The organism is Chitinibacter tainanensis DSM 15459 (assembly GCF_000429785.1).
Taxonomy (GTDB): Bacteria; Pseudomonadota; Gammaproteobacteria; order Burkholderiales; family Chitinibacteraceae; genus Chitinibacter; species Chitinibacter tainanensis.
Window position 1 is genome coordinate 40646 of sequence record NZ_KE386953.1, and the last position, 17673, is coordinate 58318.

18 protein-coding genes are annotated in these 17673 nt (G+C 54.9%); 2 read left to right on the forward strand and 16 right to left on the reverse strand.

Annotated elements, in window-relative coordinates; translation table 11 throughout:
- Positions 1 to 24 precede the first annotated feature (24 nt).
- On the forward strand, positions 25 to 945 hold the full coding sequence (locus tag G482_RS18985) for a C40 family peptidase (RefSeq protein ID WP_051259086.1): 921 nt from the start codon (positions 25 to 27) through the stop codon (positions 943 to 945).
- Positions 946 to 1111: 166 nt separating this feature from the next.
- Here the strand turns inward: G482_RS18985 and G482_RS0114980 are convergent, their stop codons facing one another.
- The 16 genes from G482_RS0114980 to ndk all read right to left on the reverse strand — a co-directional run bounded on the left by G482_RS0114980 (position 1112) and on the right by ndk (position 16563).
- The gene (locus tag G482_RS0114980) at positions 1112 to 2407 is read right to left on the reverse strand and encodes an adenylosuccinate synthase (protein WP_028450712.1); all 1296 of its coding nucleotides are present in this window, start codon (positions 2405 to 2407) and stop codon (positions 1112 to 1114) included.
- A gap of 124 nt (positions 2408 to 2531) precedes the next feature.
- Positions 2532 to 3674 (reverse strand): ATP phosphoribosyltransferase regulatory subunit, encoded by a 1143-nt coding sequence (locus G482_RS0114985; protein ID WP_028450713.1) that lies wholly within the window; start codon positions 3672 to 3674, stop codon positions 2532 to 2534.
- An 83-nt stretch (positions 3675 to 3757) separates the two neighbouring features.
- Positions 3758 to 3943, reverse strand: a complete 186-nt coding sequence (locus G482_RS0114990) for a DUF2065 domain-containing protein (protein ID WP_028450714.1) — start codon at positions 3941 to 3943, stop codon at positions 3758 to 3760.
- Entirely contained in the window at positions 3940 to 4818 is an 879-nt protein-coding gene (gene hflC, locus G482_RS0114995; RefSeq protein WP_028450715.1) for a protease modulator HflC, read from the reverse strand. The genes G482_RS0114990 and hflC overlap by 4 nt, the downstream gene beginning before the upstream one ends.
- A 9-nt stretch (positions 4819 to 4827) precedes the next feature.
- On the reverse strand, positions 4828 to 6021 hold the full coding sequence (gene hflK / locus G482_RS0115000; RefSeq protein WP_028450716.1) for an FtsH protease activity modulator HflK: 1194 nt from the start codon (positions 6019 to 6021) through the stop codon (positions 4828 to 4830).
- Positions 6022 to 7125: a GTPase HflX gene (gene hflX / locus G482_RS0115005; RefSeq protein ID WP_028450717.1), complete on the reverse strand. Its 1104-nt coding sequence runs from the start codon at positions 7123 to 7125 to the stop codon at positions 6022 to 6024. It abuts the gene before it with no gap.
- A gap of 124 nt (positions 7126 to 7249) precedes the next feature.
- Positions 7250 to 7501, reverse strand: a complete 252-nt coding sequence (gene hfq / locus G482_RS0115010) for an RNA chaperone Hfq (RefSeq protein ID WP_028450718.1) — start codon at positions 7499 to 7501, stop codon at positions 7250 to 7252.
- A 100-nt stretch (positions 7502 to 7601) separates the two neighbouring features.
- Positions 7602 to 8954: a ribosome biogenesis GTPase Der gene (der, locus tag G482_RS18990; RefSeq protein WP_051259087.1), complete on the reverse strand. Its 1353-nt coding sequence runs from the start codon at positions 8952 to 8954 to the stop codon at positions 7602 to 7604.
- A 9-nt stretch (positions 8955 to 8963) separates the two neighbouring features.
- The gene (gene bamB / locus G482_RS18995) at positions 8964 to 10094 is read right to left on the reverse strand and encodes an outer membrane protein assembly factor BamB (RefSeq protein WP_034619849.1); all 1131 of its coding nucleotides are present in this window, start codon (positions 10092 to 10094) and stop codon (positions 8964 to 8966) included.
- 1 nt (position 10095) lies between these two features.
- Positions 10096 to 10725, reverse strand: coding sequence for a YfgM family protein (locus G482_RS0115025; RefSeq protein WP_028450719.1), 630 nt, complete (start codon positions 10723 to 10725; stop codon positions 10096 to 10098).
- Positions 10726 to 10736: 11 nt separating this feature from the next.
- Entirely contained in the window at positions 10737 to 12008 is a 1272-nt protein-coding gene (gene hisS, locus G482_RS0115030; RefSeq protein ID WP_028450720.1) for a histidine--tRNA ligase, read from the reverse strand.
- Between the two features lie 55 nt (positions 12009 to 12063).
- Positions 12064 to 13338, reverse strand: coding sequence for a flavodoxin-dependent (E)-4-hydroxy-3-methylbut-2-enyl-diphosphate synthase (gene ispG, locus G482_RS0115035; RefSeq protein ID WP_028450721.1), 1275 nt, complete (start codon positions 13336 to 13338; stop codon positions 12064 to 12066).
- Between the two features lie 6 nt (positions 13339 to 13344).
- Positions 13345 to 14223, reverse strand: a complete 879-nt coding sequence (locus tag G482_RS0115040; protein WP_028450722.1) for a helix-turn-helix domain-containing protein — start codon at positions 14221 to 14223, stop codon at positions 13345 to 13347.
- Positions 14216 to 14917 carry a tetratricopeptide repeat protein gene (locus tag G482_RS0115045; RefSeq protein WP_028450723.1) on the reverse strand — a complete coding sequence of 234 codons (702 nt, stop codon included), beginning with the start codon at positions 14915 to 14917 and terminating at the stop codon, positions 14216 to 14218. Before G482_RS0115045 ends, G482_RS0115040 begins: the two co-directional genes overlap by 8 nt.
- Positions 14918 to 14967: 50 nt before the next feature.
- Positions 14968 to 16110, reverse strand: a complete 1143-nt coding sequence (gene rlmN, locus G482_RS0115050; protein WP_028450724.1) for a dual-specificity RNA methyltransferase RlmN — start codon at positions 16108 to 16110, stop codon at positions 14968 to 14970.
- Positions 16111 to 16134: 24 nt separating this feature from the next.
- Complete coding sequence (gene ndk / locus G482_RS0115055; protein ID WP_028450725.1) at positions 16135 to 16563, reverse strand: nucleoside-diphosphate kinase; 429 nt, start codon at positions 16561 to 16563, stop codon at positions 16135 to 16137.
- Positions 16564 to 16750: 187 nt separating this feature from the next.
- Here ndk and G482_RS0115060 point away from each other — a divergent pair, with 187 nt between their 5' ends.
- Entirely contained in the window at positions 16751 to 17617 is an 867-nt protein-coding gene (locus tag G482_RS0115060; protein ID WP_028450726.1) for an SPOR domain-containing protein, read from the forward strand.
- The last annotated feature ends 56 nt before the right edge of the window (positions 17618 to 17673 follow it).

Genomic DNA, 17673 nt, shown 5'->3' on the forward strand with positions numbered 1-17673 from the left:
TCCACACCCGTAAAGTTCTTGCCCATGAAATGGATCATCATTCTCGCTACAGTCTGCGCAGCCGCTAGCCCATGGGCGCTAGCCGACCAAGACATGCCACTGGGCGACAGCACGCCGCCGGTACTTAAAAACGCCGAATCCCTCAATCTGGACGATGCCGAACCTGGCAGCCCGGCCAACCCCAAACCTCGCAAAGCCAAATCCAGCAGTAATGTCATGCCCAAAGGCACGGATTACACCCCGGCCCAAGATTTGCTGCTATCCGCCATGAGCCTAATCGGGGTGAAATACACCTGGGGCGGCAATTCGCCCGAGTCTGGGCTTGATTGTTCGGGGTTTATCAAATACGTCTTTCAAAACTCAATGAACATCACACTGCCCCGCACCGCGCTGGGCATGTCGCAAACCGGGCAAACCATCGACAAAGATGAGCTTAAACCGGGCGACCTGGTGTTCTTTAATACGCTGGGGCGTACGTTCTCCCATGTGGGGATTTATCTGGGCGACAATCGCTTTATTCATGCTCCGCGCAAAGGCCGCAATATCGAAGTGGCCAATATGAATCTGAGCTACTGGCAAACCCGCTTTAATGGCGCGCGCCGCATTGCAGATGGCGGCGGCAAAGGCCTGAATGTAAATGCCCTCTTTGCGGCCGCCCCCAACAGCGCCAGCAGCAAAGCGGCCACCAATGCCACTAGCGGTTCTGCCCGCAGCGACGAAGCCCGCAGCAGCCAGCAGCGCTGCACCAAAATCACCACTGGCAAAGGCAAAAAACGCAAAACGGTGATGCAATGTTCGCCGCGCAGCAGCGCCGAACAGCCTAGCAATACGCGCAAAGGCAAAGCCAGCGCCAGCCGCAATAAGGGCAACACTAAAGCGGTGAGCAAAGCCAATAAATCCAGCAACAAGAAAGCGGCCACGAAAACCGCCAAGAAGAAAAAATAAGGGTATGGCCTGCCAAGCCATGTAGTTATTTGCTTGGCGGGCAATACCCCAACCAGAAAGCCAACGCTTTAAGTTTGATTGCTGCTTTTGTTGCCGACCCCACTCGCCGACGCTCTAGGCAATAAAAAACCCGCCAATTGGCGGGTTTTTTCTTAGCAAGGACTGCTTAGCCGTTGTATGGGTGGCGCAGTACGATGGTTTCTTCGCGGTCTGGGCCGGTAGAAATGATATCGATAGGCGCTTCACAAACTTCAGCGATCCGTTGCAGGTATTTGCGGGCGTTTTCTGGCAGGTCTTCCCACTTTTTCACACCGAAGGTGCTGTCATTCCAGCCTGGCATTTCTTCGTAGATTGGCTCGCACAGGGCAATATCATCCGCGCCAACAGGCAGAATGTCGGTCTCTACGCCGTTCACTTTGTAGCCCACGCACAGCTTGATGGTCTCGATACCGTCCATCACATCCAGCTTGGTGACACACAGACCTGATACACCGTTGATCTGGATTGAGCGTTTCAGCGCTGCGGCGTCAAACCAGCCACAACGGCGTGGACGCCCCGTCACCGAACCAAACTCATTACCGCGTTTTGCCAGACCGGCACCAATATCGCAGAAGAGTTCGGTTGGGAATGGGCCCGAACCTACGCGTGTGGTGTAAGCCTTCACAATACCCAGTACGTATTGCAGCATTTGTGGGGCAACGCCGGCGCCTGGTGCCGCTGCACCCGCCACACAGTTGCTTGAAGTCACAAATGGGTAAGTACCGTGGTCGATGTCCAGCAAGGTGCCTTGCGCACCTTCAAACAGCAGCGGTTTGCCGGCTTTGTTCAGATCGTACAAAGTGCGTGACACATCGGCCAGCATCGGCTTGATACGCTCAGCATAGGCCAGTGCATCGTCATACACTTTCTGGAATTCAACCGGCTCAGCTTTAAAGTAATTTACCAGCTGGAAGTTATACCATTCGAGGTTTTCCAGCAGCTTGGCCGAGAAACGCTCTGGGTGATACAGATCTTGCAGACGGATCGAACGACGCGCCACTTTGTCTTCGTAGGCTGGGCCGATACCACGACCAGTGGTGCCGATTTTCTTGTCGCCTTTGGCAGCTTCGCGAGCCTGATCCAGCGCGATGTGGTACGGCAGAATCAGCGGACATGCTTCTGAAATGCGCAGGCGGCTAGCGACGTCGATACCGGCCGCATTCAGCTCGTCGATTTCTTTGAGCAGCGCTTCTGGTGAAATCACCACGCCGTTACCGATAAAGCAAGCTTTACCTGCGTGCAAAATGCCCGATGGAATCAGACGCAGAACAGTTTTTTTGCCGCCAACGACCAGGGTGTGGCCGGCGTTGTGACCGCCTTGAAAGCGAACCACGCCTTGAGCGTGATCGGTCAGCCAGTCAACAATCTTGCCCTTACCCTCGTCACCCCACTGGGTACCGATAACGACTACATTTCTGCTCATTCCCAAACCTCGATGCATAAAACACAAAATAATTTGGCAACATTACAGCGGTAACGTTGCGACGGAACTTTAACGTCAAAACGCTGTTTGAGCCAGCGTTTTTTTTGTAAAAACGGCTTATTTTTTACAGGCTTAGCACTTGCCAAACACCCTCTTTTTGCTGCAGGGTGCGGTCGACATCGACCTCGGTGCTCAGTACGCCCAAGTCAACAATCACGATCTCGCCAGCTTCGCGCAGCTGGCGAATCTTCGCCAGCAAAGCCGGGTCTTCCCCCTGTGGGGCCAAGATCCCGGGGCGGCGCGCCGGGAATGGCAGACGGGTTAAACCACGCAAATCGATACTAAATCCGGTTGCAGGGCGCGAACGGCCAAATTTCTCGCCCACGCTGTCATAGCGGCCACCGCGCGCCACGGCATTGGTAAAGCCTTTGGCGTAGGCATTAAACACCAGCCCGGTGTGATAGTAGCTACCGGGCAATTCGGCCAGATCAAAACGCACCGCCAAACCGCGCGCTGCCAGCGCCGAGTACAGCTGCTGCAACGTCGCCAAAGCGGCCTGAATGGCCGGCAGCGCAGGCAACTGGGCTGCTGCTTGAGTCAGCGCACTGCTATCGCCATAGCAATTGGGCAGCGCCAGCAGGCCGGCACGTAAATCAGCCGGCAGATTCGCCGCCAACTCAGTCAGCGTGGGTTGGTCTTTTTGTTGCAGAGCATTAAAAGCCGCCTGACGAATTTCGCCTTGCCAACCGGCCGCATCGGCCAGCGCATTAAAGAGGCCAATGTGGCCCACTTCCAGCGTGAGATCGTTCACCCCTGCTTCTTGCAGGCTGGCAAACATCAGCTCGATCACTTCCACATCGGCGGCGATATCGGCACAGCCATACAATTCGGCACCGATCTGGCGTGGCTGGCGGGTAGAGAGCAGGCCATCCGGGCGGGTACACACGACCGAGCCGGCATAGCACAGGCGCGCCACGCCTTGGCGATTGAGGATATGCGAGTCGATCCGCGCCACCTGCGGGGTAATATCCGCGCGCAAACCCATTTGCCGCCCACTAAGCTCATCCACCAGCTTGAAGGTCTTCAGATCCAGCGCGGCATCGTGCTGGGTGAGCAAGGATTCCACATATTCCACCAGCGGCGGCTCAACCTGCTCATAGCCGTACAGCGCAAACTGATCGAGCAGGCGACGACGCATGCTTTCGATCTGGCGCGCTTCGCTGGGCAGGACATCGGAGATATATTCGGGAAGGATCCAATTACGCATTGTCTATACAAACCAAATGCCCACCCGGGGTATACCCCGGTGTGGGCGTCATTTAGATGATTGACGGCAATACCCCTGGGGGGTTATTTGGCCGCCAGCGAAATCAACAAACCTGCAATCAGCGAACAGAAACCGATCAGGCGTATCTGTCCGTCAGTAAGCTCAGCCATCCGGCGCAAGGTAGCACGCCAAACATGCGGCAGGGTAAAGGGCATGATGCCTTCAAACACCAGCATCAGCCCCAAGCCAAGCCAGAGCGTTTCACTCATTTGGCGCCGCCAGCGCGCGGATTCTTCATGTATTTGAAGAAGTCGGCACTTGGGTCAACCACCAGCACATCGCTCTTCTTGGCAAAACTTTGCTTGTAAGCGTCAAGGCTCTTATAGAAGGCGTAGAACTCTGGGTTTTTGCCATACGCTTCGGCATAAATACCGGCGGCTTTGGCATCGCCCTCACCTTTCATTTGCTGCGCCTGATTATACGCTGCTGCCAGAATCACTTCGCGCTGTTTATCCGCATCGGCTTTGATTTTCTCTGCTGCAGCGCTACCTTCCGCACGCAATTGGCTGGCCACCGCTTTACGCTCGGACTGCATACGCTCGTACACGGAGTTCAGCGTGCTGTCTTCCAGCTCAACGCGTTTGATGCGTACATCCAAGACCCGCACCCCGATGCGCGCTGCATCGGCATCCGCTACTTTGCGCACGTAATCCATCACTTCATCACGCTGACCCGAGATCACGTCTTGAACCGTGCGCTTACCGAACTCATCACGCAGCATGTTGTTCACGGTATTGCGCAGACGATCAACACCTTTACGCTGATCCACCCCGACCGCTTTGTAGTATTTCTCAACGTCCACGATCTGGTATTTGATAAAGCTATCGGCTTTCACGTTCATCTTTTCGATGGTTTGAATCCTCGCTGGGCTCTCTTCATCGATGGTCTGAATCCGTTTATCAAAATAGCGCACATCTTGCAGTAGCGGCACTTTGAAATGGAAACCTGGATCTTTAATCACCCGCACCGCCTCCGAGAACTGGAAGACGATCGCATATTGGCGCTGATCTACAGTAAAAAACGTCGTTGAGAAAATGAACAACGCGACAAATAAAGCTCCGATTACCGGCATAATTTTGTTCATGATCACTCCTTAGCGGCCGTCACGGTCGCCGCGCTGCTTAGCAGGGGCGGTTTCTGCGGCGGGAACGGGGGCGACAGGGTCAGCCGCTTTCGCCGCTGGCGCTGCTTCGCCTCCATTGCTGTTTGCATTCATCTGCATCAGCTTATCTAGCGGCAGATACAAGAGATTGCCGCTACCTTTTTGATCCACCAGCACTTTGGTGGTGTTCTGGTACATGGTCTGCATGGCATCGAGATACATCCGATCACGCGTCACTTGCGGTGCTTTGGCATATTCGGCGGCAATCTGGCGGAAGCGTGAGGCATCACCTTCGGCGCGCGATACCACTTGCTCACGATAACCCAGCGCCTCTTCTTTCAAGCGTGCAGCCATACCGCTGGCTTTAGGCACCACATCGTTGGCATAGGCCGTACCTTCATTGATCAAGCGCGCCCGATCTTGCCGTGCTTTCACCGCATCGCTAAAGGCCGCCTGAACTTGCTCAGGTGGCTGCACATCAGAAATATTCACCCGCGAAATCGAAATACCGGTGCCATACTTGGTCAGCAGATCTTGGATGATTTCTTTGGTGTCTTCACCAATTTTGCCGCGGCCTTCATTGAGCACATAGTCGACTTTATTTTTACCGACCACTTCGCGAATCGCCGTTTCAGCCGCCTGCTTCACCACATCACGGCCATCGCCATCTTTGAAGCGGTTGTTAAACAGAAAATCGCGGGCAGAATTGAGGTTGTATTGCACCTCCAGCTGCACTTCAATGATGTTCTGGTCACCGGTGAGCATGGTGCTTTCATCATTTCCCGCCCCTTCGGCACGTACACCGACCTCCAGGCTGCGCAGCTCAGTCACATTCACAATCTGCCGCTGCTCAATTGGATACGGCATATGCCATTTCAAACCGGCACTTTCAACTGTTTGGACATATTTGCCAAAACGGGTGATGACCGCGTTTTCCCGCTCATCTACCACATACACACCCGAACCCAGCCACAGCGCCAGCAAGGCGCCGCCCACCAAGATCAAGCCGGCTGAGCCACCTTTGCTAGGCTGACTACCGTAAGGCGCTTGACCATTGGCGTTACCTTTGCCACCCAGCAGGCGATTTACCTTATCGCTCAAGGAGCGCAGGATTTCTTCCACTCCAGGTGGCCCGCCATTATTTCCAGGACGGCCACCACCCCATTGCGGATCGTTTTGACTCATTTATTCTTCCTTTTCTGACTGGCTCATGGCTTCAATCAAGGCAGTACGCAGCAAATCAAGCCCCTGCCCTTGCATGGCGCTTAATTTGACCGATTGAATTTTATCATACTCATCCCGCCCCAATTCAGGCGGCAGTGCTTTCAGGTCAATCTTGTTGAAGACCATGATTTGTGGAATATGTTCCGCACCGATTTCGGCCAGCACTTTATTCACTTCGCTAATTTGTAATTCACGCATTGGATGATTGATATCCACCACGTGCAGTAGCAAATCCGCATTGATGGTTTCTTCCAGCGTAGCGCGAAATGCCGCCACGAGCGTGTGCGGCAATTGGCGAATAAACCCAACCGTATCCGACAAAACCACCGAATGCTCATTATCCAAAAAGAGCTTGCGGCTGGTGGTATCCAGCGTAGCAAATAACTGATCGGCCGCATAAATTTTGGCTTTGGTCAGCGCATTAAATAAAGTGGATTTTCCAGCATTGGTATACCCGACAATCGAAACCGTAAATTGCCGATTCCGCTCGCGTGATTTGCGTTGAGTCGCCCGCTGTTTCTGCACGGTAGCCAATTGATCTTTCAAGCGTTTTACGCGCACCCCGATCAAACGGCGGTCAGTTTCCAACTGGGTTTCACCCGGGCCGCGCAAACCGACACCGCCCTTTTGCCGCTCCAAGTGTGTCCACCCACGGATCAAACGGGTTTGGATATGCGCCAACTGCGCTAGCTCAACCTGCAGCTTACCCTCGGCGGTACGCGCACGCTGGGCAAAAATATCTAGAATCAAGGTCGTGCGATCAAGCACCCTCGCTTGCACCTTTTTTTCCAGATTCCGCTCTTGGGCTGGCGAGAGCTGATGATTAAAGATCACCAGCGAGGCCTGATACTGCGCCACGGCCAGGGCAATTTCATCGGCCTTGCCTGAGCCCGCAAAATAGGCTGGATCTGGCCGCTGGCGTTTACCTTCGATAATATGCAGCGGCGTCACGCCCGCTGATTTGACCAATTCTACAAATTCATCGACACCATCTCGGTAATCTGCTTCGCCAAAATCCAAGCAGACCAAAATGGCTTCATCGCCGCCTTGGTGGCGTTCAAACATGCAAACCTCTGTTTTTCTTTACCCGCTAGGCTTTGAGCATGGGGCCAATTACATAAATTACAAGCAGAAAAAACCCCGAAAGAACGAATCTTTCGGGGCTGGACACGCAGCAAACTGCCCGCAATTAGTTTTCAGTTGCAGCAGCGGCTGGGTTATCGTGCGGCACAGTCACTGAACGTGATGGCACCACAGTTGAAATGGCGTGCTTGTACACCATCTGGGTCACAGTATTGCGCAGCAATACCACATACTGGTCAAACGATTCGATCTGCCCTTGCAGTTTAATGCCGTTCACCAGGTAGATTGAGACAGGTACGTGTTCTTTGCGCAAGATGTTCAGAAATGGATCTTGCAGCATTTGCCCCTTAGCACTCATTGTTATTCTCCGGCTTGTTATTTAGTTATCCGTGTATACGGCTTGAGTCAAAACATCTTACGCTTATAGTACATGAATCAACAGCTTACAATCAGCAATTTTATTTATTGCCGCGGCGATTCAACTTCGGCGGTTCTTTTCCTTCAAACGGATTGCCCGTTTTCTTGAATTGAACGCGCAGTGGCGTGCCTTGCAGCTTAAACATCTTCATGAAGAAGCCTTCCAGATAACGCCAGTATGACGCAGGAACGGCCTCCAATGCATTGCCGTGGATCACAACCACCGGTGGATTTGAGCCACCTTGGTGGGCGTAACGCATTTTGGGGCGAATCTTGCCTGCCAGTGGCGGTTGCTGACGTTCCATCGCCAACTGCAGCGCACGCGTCAGCTTCGGCGTTGGAATTTTCACCATTGCGGCATCATAGGCCTGATGGATCGAACCAAAAATATCTGCGACACCTTTACCATGCAATGCAGATATATAGTGGAATTTGGCAAAATCCAGGAACGAGAGTTTCCTAGCGATTTCACGCTTAATGGTATTGCGCTGATTTTCATCCGCGGCTTCCCATTTATTGATCGCCACCACCATGGCTTTGCCGGCTTCCAATACAAAACCAGCGATCTTGGCATCCTGATCCGAGACATCCTGCGTGGCATCCAGCACCAAAATCACCACGTTACAGTCTTCAATCGCCTGCATGGTTTTAATGACCGAGAATTTTTCGATCATGTCGGTCACTTTGCCGCGCCGGCGCACCCCGGCAGTATCCACCACCGTATAGTTTTGGCCATTGCGCTCAAAATCAATAAACACCGAATCACGCGTAGTGCCAGGTGCATCAAAAGCAATCACGCGCTCTTCACCCAAAATGGTGTTAACCAGCGTTGATTTGCCGACGTTCGGACGACCCACGATAGCAAAAGTCGGATGCGTGCGCTCTTCTTCGTCTTCTGGCTCAGGGAAACCGGCCAGAATATCATTCACCAGATCGCGTACACCTTCGCCGTGCGAGGCTGAAATCGCCACCGGCTCACCAAGGCCCAACTCGTGAAACTCGGCGGTCATCACCGCACGGTTCATGCCTTCGATTTTGTTCACCGCCACCCACACCGGGCGATCACCCTGACGCAGACGGTTGGCAATGATCTTGTCTTGCGGGGTGAGGCCATTGCGCCCATCCACGACAAAAACAATCGCATCGGCCTCATCCACGGCCTGCAGTGTTTGCTTGGCCATCTCGAACATGATGCCTTCGTCCACAACGGGCTCGAAGCCACCGGTATCGATCACCAGATATGGCTTATCGCCGACCTTGCCATGACCATAGTGGCGATCACGGGTCAGGCCTGGCTGATCTGCCACCAGGGCATCACGGGTTTTGGTCAGGCGATTAAACAGCGTGGATTTGCCCACATTCGGGCGCCCCACGAGGGCAATGGTTGGTTTCATTCAATTCTCTTACTGAGCGCTGAGCAGATATAAGCTGCCCTTACGCGTTTGCACCAAGGCCTGCGAACCCGCAGATTGAGGTGCGACAAAAATACGACTGCCATCGGTAGGCTGTTGGCCCACCAAACTGCCATCTTCCAAATTCATATAGTGCAAATAACCGTCGAGATCACCCACGACCAGCTGATTACCCAGCACGGCGGGGGCGCTCACAAAGCGATATTTCAGCGCATCTTGCTTCCATACCGAGCGGCCAGTGGTGCGCTCGAAGGCATTAATCTGCCCTTGGTCATCGGTGACATACACATGGCGCTCGTCAATGGCTAGGCCCGACCAGCTAGAAATCTCCCGCGACCATACCAGTGAGCCATTTTGGGTACTGATACACGCCACCCGGCCCTGATACGCGACCGCACACACCAGATCGGCATGCACGACCGGCGGCGCCACGATATCGGTGATGCGTTCAAGCTCACTCGCACCACGTGGCAGCGCAATCGGCGCTTCCCACAGTACGCGGCCATCAGCCACGGCCAGCGCGGTTAAACGCCCAGCGGCCTGCCCGACATAAACGATGCCATCCGCCACCACGGGTGCTGCATAGTTCCGCAGTTGCAACGCAGGCTGTTGCGGGCGCTGATACACCCATTGCAGTTCGCCCTTAGCGGCCGACAGCGCGCTGAGCTTGCCATCTGCCGAACGAACCAGCACCAGATTCTTGTTCACGATTGGCGAAGAAATCACTTCACTGCTGGTTTTGACCGCCCACACGGGCTTGCCATTGGCCAAATCCAGCGCGATCACATCGCCCTTGAGGCTACCCACCACGACCATGCCAGCGCCAATGCCAATCCCGCCAGCAACCGGTTGCTCCAGTTTTACCCGCCATTTGGCTTGACCAGTGGCACGATCCAGCAAAGCCACTTCATTCTTGCCGCCCACCACGGCTACCAGATCAGCCAGAAACGCAGGCTGGAAGCGGAAATCGGTATCGCTTCCTACTTCGCTGCGCCACACTTGCTTCGCCGTCGCGGCCTGACTGATCTTCGGTAGCGGCGATGGATCTGGCACATTACTTGGAGTAGAGCACGCAGCCAGCAGGCTCAGTGCACCGAGGGCAGCGATCCGCAAGCATTGCATCTTAGTTGGCTCCCAGCGTATCAAGTTTCACTTCCAGCAATTTCACATTGGGCGCGTCTTTTGGCAATTTCGCCAAAGCTTGACGGTATGCGTCTGCAGCGCCCGATTTATCTTGCTTAGCGAGCAATACGTCGCCACGTACTTCAGCAAACAGACCCGAATAACTCTCTTCTTCCGGCGCTTTCACCAAAGCCAGGGCCTCGTCGTATTTTTTATCGTCGAGCAAAACGCCTGCCAAACGCAATTTGGCCGAATCACGCAAAGTCACTTCTTTGGCATTGCTAATCACCCAGTTCAATTCATCGCGGGTTTTAGCCGGCTGGCCCTTCATATAAGCCAGTTTGGCGGCGGCCAGCGCGGCACGTGCGGCATAAGGCGTGCTGCCGAAATCGGTTTTCAAGGTGGTCAGCGTAGCGGTGAATTTGGCCTCATCCATTGCCTGCAGTTGCAGCTGGGCATACAGCTCAGCGGCTTCGGCCGCACGGTGCTTTTGCCAGGTTTGCCAGCCTGACCAGCCAGCGTAGGCGAGCAGCGCCAACACAACCGCGGCGGCCAGCGCTTTACCCCAGCTGTGCCACCAGGCTTTCAGTTCGGCAATTTGTTCTTGTTCTTGTAAGTCAAAAGCAGCCATGTCGTCCTCGATTATTTAAGACTACGAATCGTATTAACCATCTGATCTTGCGCTACGGTGTGCTGCTCCCCCTGCTGCGCACCGGTCAAGACCTTGATATTCACTGTGCCAGCGGCCAATTCACCCTCGCCCACGATCACCGCCAATGCGGCACCGGATTGATCGGCTTTTTTGAATTGGGATTTAAAGCTGCCACCGCCAGCATGATATATCACATTCAGGCCATTGGCGCGCAATTGCCGCGCCGCGGTAAATGCCGCCCGCGCCGCCGCTTCACCTTGGCTAATCACGTATACATCGGGGCTTTGCGCTGGTGTAGCCACTTGCTGGGCTTCCAACAAGAGCATCAAGCGCTCAATCCCCATGGCAAAACCAACCGCCGGACAAGGCTTGCCGCCCAGTTGTTCCACCAACGCATCATAGCGACCACCCGCCGCGACGGTACCCTGTGCGCCAAGCTCGGTCGTAACCCACTCGAACACGGTGCGGTTGTAGTAATCCAAGCCACGCACCAAGCGCGGATTAAGCCGATAGGCAATGCCTGCATCGTCCAGCAGCGCTTTCACGCCGGCAAAATGCGCTTTAGATTCTTCGCCCAGATAGTCTTCCAGCTTGGGCGCCAGATTAGCCATCTCTTGCAAAGCAGGGTTTTTGGTATCCAGCACGCGCAGTGGATTGGTATACAGGCGGCGCTTGCCGTCTTCGTCCAAAACATTCACAAAGCCTTCCAGATACTTGATCAGCTCGGCACGGTGGGCCGCGCGCTCGTCGGCATTACCCAGCGAATTGAGTTCTAGGGTCAGTCCAGTCAGGCCAAGACGCTGCCAAAGATCAGCCAGCATGATAATCAGCTCGGCATCCAAATCAGGGGTAGCGAAACCAAACGCCTCTACACCCAGCTGATTAAACTGGCGCAAGCGGCCTTTTTGCGGACGCTCATGTCGGAACATCGGCCCGATGTACCACAGGCGCTGGGTTTGGTTATACAGCAGGCCATGCTCAATACATGCCCGCACACAACCGGCGGTGCCCTCTGGGCGCAGGGTCAGCTTTTCACCATTCAGGCTGTCTTCAAAGGCATACATTTCCTTTTCGACAATATCGGTATGCTCACCAACGCCACGCACAAATAGATGGGTCGATTCCACAATCGGCATGCGGATGTTTTGGTAGCCATAGGCGGCCAGCCAATCACGACAAACTTGTTCGAAATACTGCCAGCGTGGCGATTCTTGCGGCAGCACATCGTTCATGCCGCGGATACCCTGAATGGTTTGAGCCATTGTGCTTGTTAACCTGCTACTGAAATTAAAACAAAAGAATGGGCGTAATCGGGTTTTAAACCGGCGTGAGCGGAATCACCTTAGGCGCATCAGCACGGCGCTTGCTGCCGTTTTCGCCATAGCGGGTCTGCACGTAGTTTTCGACAATCGCCTGAAACTCGGCCGCGACATGATCACCTTTCAGGGTCACATCTTTTTGCCCGTCGATGTACACCGGACAGACCGGCACTTCACCCGTACCGGGCAAACTAATGCCGATATCGGCGAGTTTTGACTCGCCCGGGCCATTCACCACACAGCCCATCACCGCCACTTTCATGTCTTCCACGCCAGGATATTGGGCACGCCAAACCGGCATTTGCTCGCGCAGGAAATTCTGGATGTCTTGCGCCAACTCTTGGAATACGGTTGACGTAGTACGGCCGCAGCCTGGGCAAGCGGTCACCAGTGGGGTAAAGCTACGCAGCCCCATGGTTTGCAGTAATTCTTGTGCCACCACGACTTCTTTGGTGCGATCGCCATTAGGCTCGGGGGTGAGCGAGATACGGATGGTATCGCCAATACCTTCCTGCATTAGTACGGCCAGGGCGGCACTCGATGCCACAATGCCTTTTGAGCCCATGCCCGCTTCGGTCAGCCCCAAATGCAGCGGATAATCGCAGCGCGCACCCAGATCGCGATACACGGCAATCAGATCTTGCACGTGCGAGACTTTGCACGACAACAAAATTTTATCGGGTGACAGCCCCCACTGAATCGCCTGATCGGCCGATTCTAGCGCCGACACAATCAGCGCCTCGCGCATCACAGCTTCGGCCGTCAGCGGCACCGCGCGTTTGGAATTTTCATCCATCATGCGGGCAGCGATGCTCTGATCCAGCGAACCCCAGTTCACGCCAATGCGCACCGGTTTGTTAAATTCGATGGCCCGCTCAATCATCAACGCAAACTTTTCGTCGCGCTTGGCGCCCTTACCCACGTTGCCGGGGTTAATCCGGTATTTGGCCAGCGCTTCGGCACACTCTGGGTAATCGCGCAGCAGGCGATCACCATTAAAGTGAAAATCCCCCACCAGCGGCACCTTGCAGCCCCAGTTTTCGAGCTTGGTTTTGATATTGGCTACCTGCGCGGCGGCCTCGGCGCTATTGACGGTAATCCGCACCACCTCGGAGCCGGCACGCCACAATTCGAAAATCTGGCGTGCAGTGGCTTCGGCATCGGCCGTATCGGTGTTGGTCATGGATTGCACCATGATCGGATGGTCACTACCTACCCACACATGACCAATCTGGACCTGACGGGTTTTACGACGCTGAATCGGGCTCGACATAAGGGCTTACTTCAATTCCATATTAACGACATCAGAACCTGGCTTCATAAATGGCGCCAGATCTACCGCCTGCCCACGCAGGCTTAGACGAGTTTTTGGGGCATTGCCGACACGAATCGACAACGGTGGCTGCACCGCCACACGGCGCTCATAACCGGGGCGCACAATCTCAGACAAGACTTTATTGCCGCTCGCGTCCACCACCTGCACCCAGCTATCCGACTCGGTCACAATCACCAGCTCAGGGCCGCTTACGGCCACACTACTGGCAGCCGAGGCCACGCTACTGGCTTTGCTGGCCAGCGCCACCGCGGCAGAGGCCGCCGAAGCTGGCGTAGCAACAAGTTCAGGCACCACCGCAGATGCTTCCGACGCAACCGCTTCAACCGCACTAGCCGCCGACGCTTCGACCACTGCTGGCGTTGGGATCGTGGGCAAATCCAGCTCCGGCGAACCAGGTTGCTGCAAATACCAATACACACCACCCACACCGATAAACACGCCCAACAGTGCCATGATTACCGTGGCCGATGGGCCGCGACTGGCGGTTTTGATCGTAACAGGCTGATCAACCTGGACGTTTACGCTGGAAACAGGCGTTTTAGCTACATCTGCAGGCAATACCCCGGCGAGGTATTGCAGCAATGGCTCGGAATCCAAGCCCAGCAAACGCGCGTAATTACGCACAAAGCCGCGAATAAACAGATTGCCGGGCAGATCTGTAAAGCGCTCTTCTTCCAGCGCCACAATCTGCCGCGCCGAGAGTTTCAGTTGCCCTGCGACATCTTCCACACTCCAGCCCCGCCCCTCCCGGGCGCTGCGAAGTTGCTGGCCTGCTGGCATCGCGCCAGATGAAGCCGGTATAGCTTGTTCTTGTTCAGTCATATTTACCGGTTAACAATTTGGTGGTTTCCACCGCATCGGGATACAGCTGCTGCAGCTGCTTGGCATAGCGGGTTTCGGCCTCTTTACTACCTATTGCCCGTTCAATCCGTACCCCTAACCACAATAACTCAGCCGGGGGTTGCGGAAAAATTCGCATCAAATCGACAAAATGGCGTTTTGCCTCAGGCAAATCTTGCTCTTCCAGCAGAAAACTTGCCAGTTGATATTTCACTTGCGGATTGCGGCTTTGTAATTGTGCCGCGCGCTGGAAATATTGTTTAGCCAATGCACGGTCACCGGCCTTCAGGCTGCAATTGGCGGCGGCCACCAAGGCTTGATCCTGATTCGGAAAAAACGGATTGGCCAACACCACATCGTAGCGAGCGAGCCCAGCGCGATGCTCGCCTTCTTCACACAAAAAATTCCCGAAGTTTTTATTAATATCGGGGTCTTTTGGCGCCGCACGCAGGGCTTGTTGGAAGTAACTGCGGCTGGTGGCGTCTTCCTTCACCGCCCAGTACGACAAGGCCAAAATATTGAGCGCATACGGGAAGTTCTTCACCGATTCCAGCGCTTTTTTGCCCTCTTCAATTGCTATCGCATAGGCACCGCGCTTGTAGTATTCGGTAGCCAGATTGGTTCGCGTCATCGCGCGCTGCTCGGCCGGCGTGGGCTCATCGTTAGCCCAAGCCATGGACGAACAAAGGACACACATCAACAGCAAGCAGTACTTCTTCATTTCAGTTAGCCTTGTTTATGCTGAAACAGAATCGGGCGTACTTCTTCAAACTTCTCTGCAAATTTGGCCTGGCGGCGGGTTTTATCCATAACCTGGCCAGCAAGCTGGCCACAGGCGGCATCAATATCATCGCCGCGCGTTTTACGCACCGTCACGATGTAGCCAGCCTGCGTGAGAATATCACGGAACCGCTGGATTGCTTCACGACCCGAGCGATCATAGCCGGAATTCGGAAACGGATTAAACGGAATCAAATTGAATTTACACGAGGTCGAACGCGCCAGATCTGCCAGTTGGCGGGCATGCTCCGGCTGATCATTCACCCCGGCCAGCATCACATACTCGAAGGTCACAAAATCGCGCGGGGCTTTTTCCAGATAGCGATTACAGGCATCAAGTAGTTCTTTTAACGGGTATTTTTTATTCAGTGGCACGATCTGATCACGGATCGTGTCATTGGGCGCATGCAGGCTCACTGCCAGCGCCACGGGGCAATCTTCACGCAGCCGATCCAGCTGCGGCACCATGCCGGAAGTCGACAAAGTCACGCGCCGGCGCGATAGGCCGTAAGCGTTGTCATCGAGCATCAGGCGTAACGCCGATACCACATTGTCGTAGTTGGCCAGCGGCTCACCCATGCCCATCATCACCACATTGGACACAATCCGTGAATCATCATTCACAGCCTGCCCCAGGCGCGCGGCATTGAGTGACAGGCGCTGATTAGCCCACCACAACTGACCGATAATTTCGGCCGTACTCAAATTACGATTAAAACCCTGGCGGGCGGTCGAACAGAAGGTACAGTCCAGCGCACAGCCCACCTGGCTTGAGACACACAAGGTGCCGCGATCATCCTCAGGGATAAACACGGTTTCCACCCCATTGCCGGTGCCAACATCCAAGAGCCATTTATGCACGCCATCACTGGCCACCTGCTCGGCCATCAGCGAGGGCGGAGCCACACTGGCTTGCGCCGCGAGTTTTTGCCGGAACGTCTTGGCAATATCGCTCATCAGGTCGAAATCGGCCGTACCGCGTTGATGCACCCATTTGAGCAACTGTTTGGCCCGAAAGGGTTTTTCACCCATTTCGACCACCAGCTGCGCCAATTGGTCCGCATCATAATTCAGCAAATTTAACGACATGATGGTGTGCTCCGCGCGCGTCAATTACTTGGCGCTGTAAATTTCAGAAGCTGGGAAGAAGTAAGCGATTTCGATCGCTGCATTTTCCAGGCTATCTGAGCCGTGAACGGCGTTGGCATCGATGCTGGCAGCGAAGTCAGCACGGATGGTGCCTGGCGCTGCGTCTTTCGGGTTAGTCGCGCCCATCAGTTCGCGGTTTTTCAGTACGGCGTTCTCGCCTTCCAGCACCTGGATCATGACCGGGCCAGAGATCATAAAGTTCACCAGATCATTGAAGAAAGGGCGCTCTTTATGCACTGCGTAGAAGCCTTCAGCTTCAGTGCGAGACAGTTGCTTGAGCTTGGCCGCAACGATTTTCAGGCCAGCAGTTTCAAAACGGTCGTAGATCTTACCGATTACGTTTTTACCTACTGCGTCCGGCTTGATGATAGAAATAGTACGTTCGATAGCCATTATTGATTTCTCCAGAGGGCTGAATGTTCAGTTTTGTTAACAGACAGAAATTGTTTTTTGCTGCCCTTTGCCTTTTTCGGCTAGCCTCTGCGCCTAGGGAAAGTCGCAACTCGCCAAGCCTCGCCAGGCAAAAATCGAGGCAAATAGCCCATCATTATATCACTTACAGCCACAAAGCAGACAGAGAATGAGTGACGGTCTCGACCCCATCCTGCAGCAAAAAGAACAGCAACAGCTAAAAACCCAGTTACTTTGGCGACTTGGGATTGCGGGCGCATTAATTGCGGCGATTCTCGGCGGCATTGCCTGGCTGGAAAAAAGCCAAGATAACGCCCCTCCGAAAGTCGATTTGCCGCAAATTGCGCCCGAGATTTCGGCCAGCGAAATGGCCAGCCTCAACGCCAGCGAACCAAGCACCGCCAGCACAGCAAGTGCCGCCGCCACTAGCGCACCCAGCCCCACACCGACCGCCAACCCATCGGCTGCTCCAACAGCGGCGCCAACTGCTACCCCCATCCCAACCGCCGCCGCGACACCGCTCGCCAGCGCCCGCCCAAGCGCAGCGCCAGCAGTGCGCGCCGGCCAAACGGCTCTGCCACCCGGCGTGCAGATGACAGGCAACTCCAGCCCGCGCAGCAGCCAACGGATCGAGAACATCCCCGTCGCCACCAGCATACCCAAGGCAAGTATTACCCCCAAAGCCATACCTGCATTAGCCGCTACGGCCATACCCCTCAAGGCAATAACTGCCGCACCAAGCAGCACCGCCCTGCCTAGCACCACTCTACCTAGCAGTGCACCACGCTTGGCGACAGCGGCGCCGGCCACCTATCCAGCCCCGGTGAGTAATAGCCGTGGTTACAGCGTTCAAGCCGGCGTGTTTCTGCTCTCGAACAATGCGGAAAAACTCCTCGGCCAGCTGCAGCAGGCGGGCATTCCGGCCTACCTCGAAACCCGCGTACAAATTGGCCCATTCAAAAACAAGGCCGAAGCCGAAGCCGCGGTGCGCAAGCTCAAAGCCATGGGCATTACGCCCGTGGTTAAAACCGAATAAGCGCGGCATTGTCCTGCCGCGCCTGCGCCACCACGAATAAAAAACCGCCCCAACGG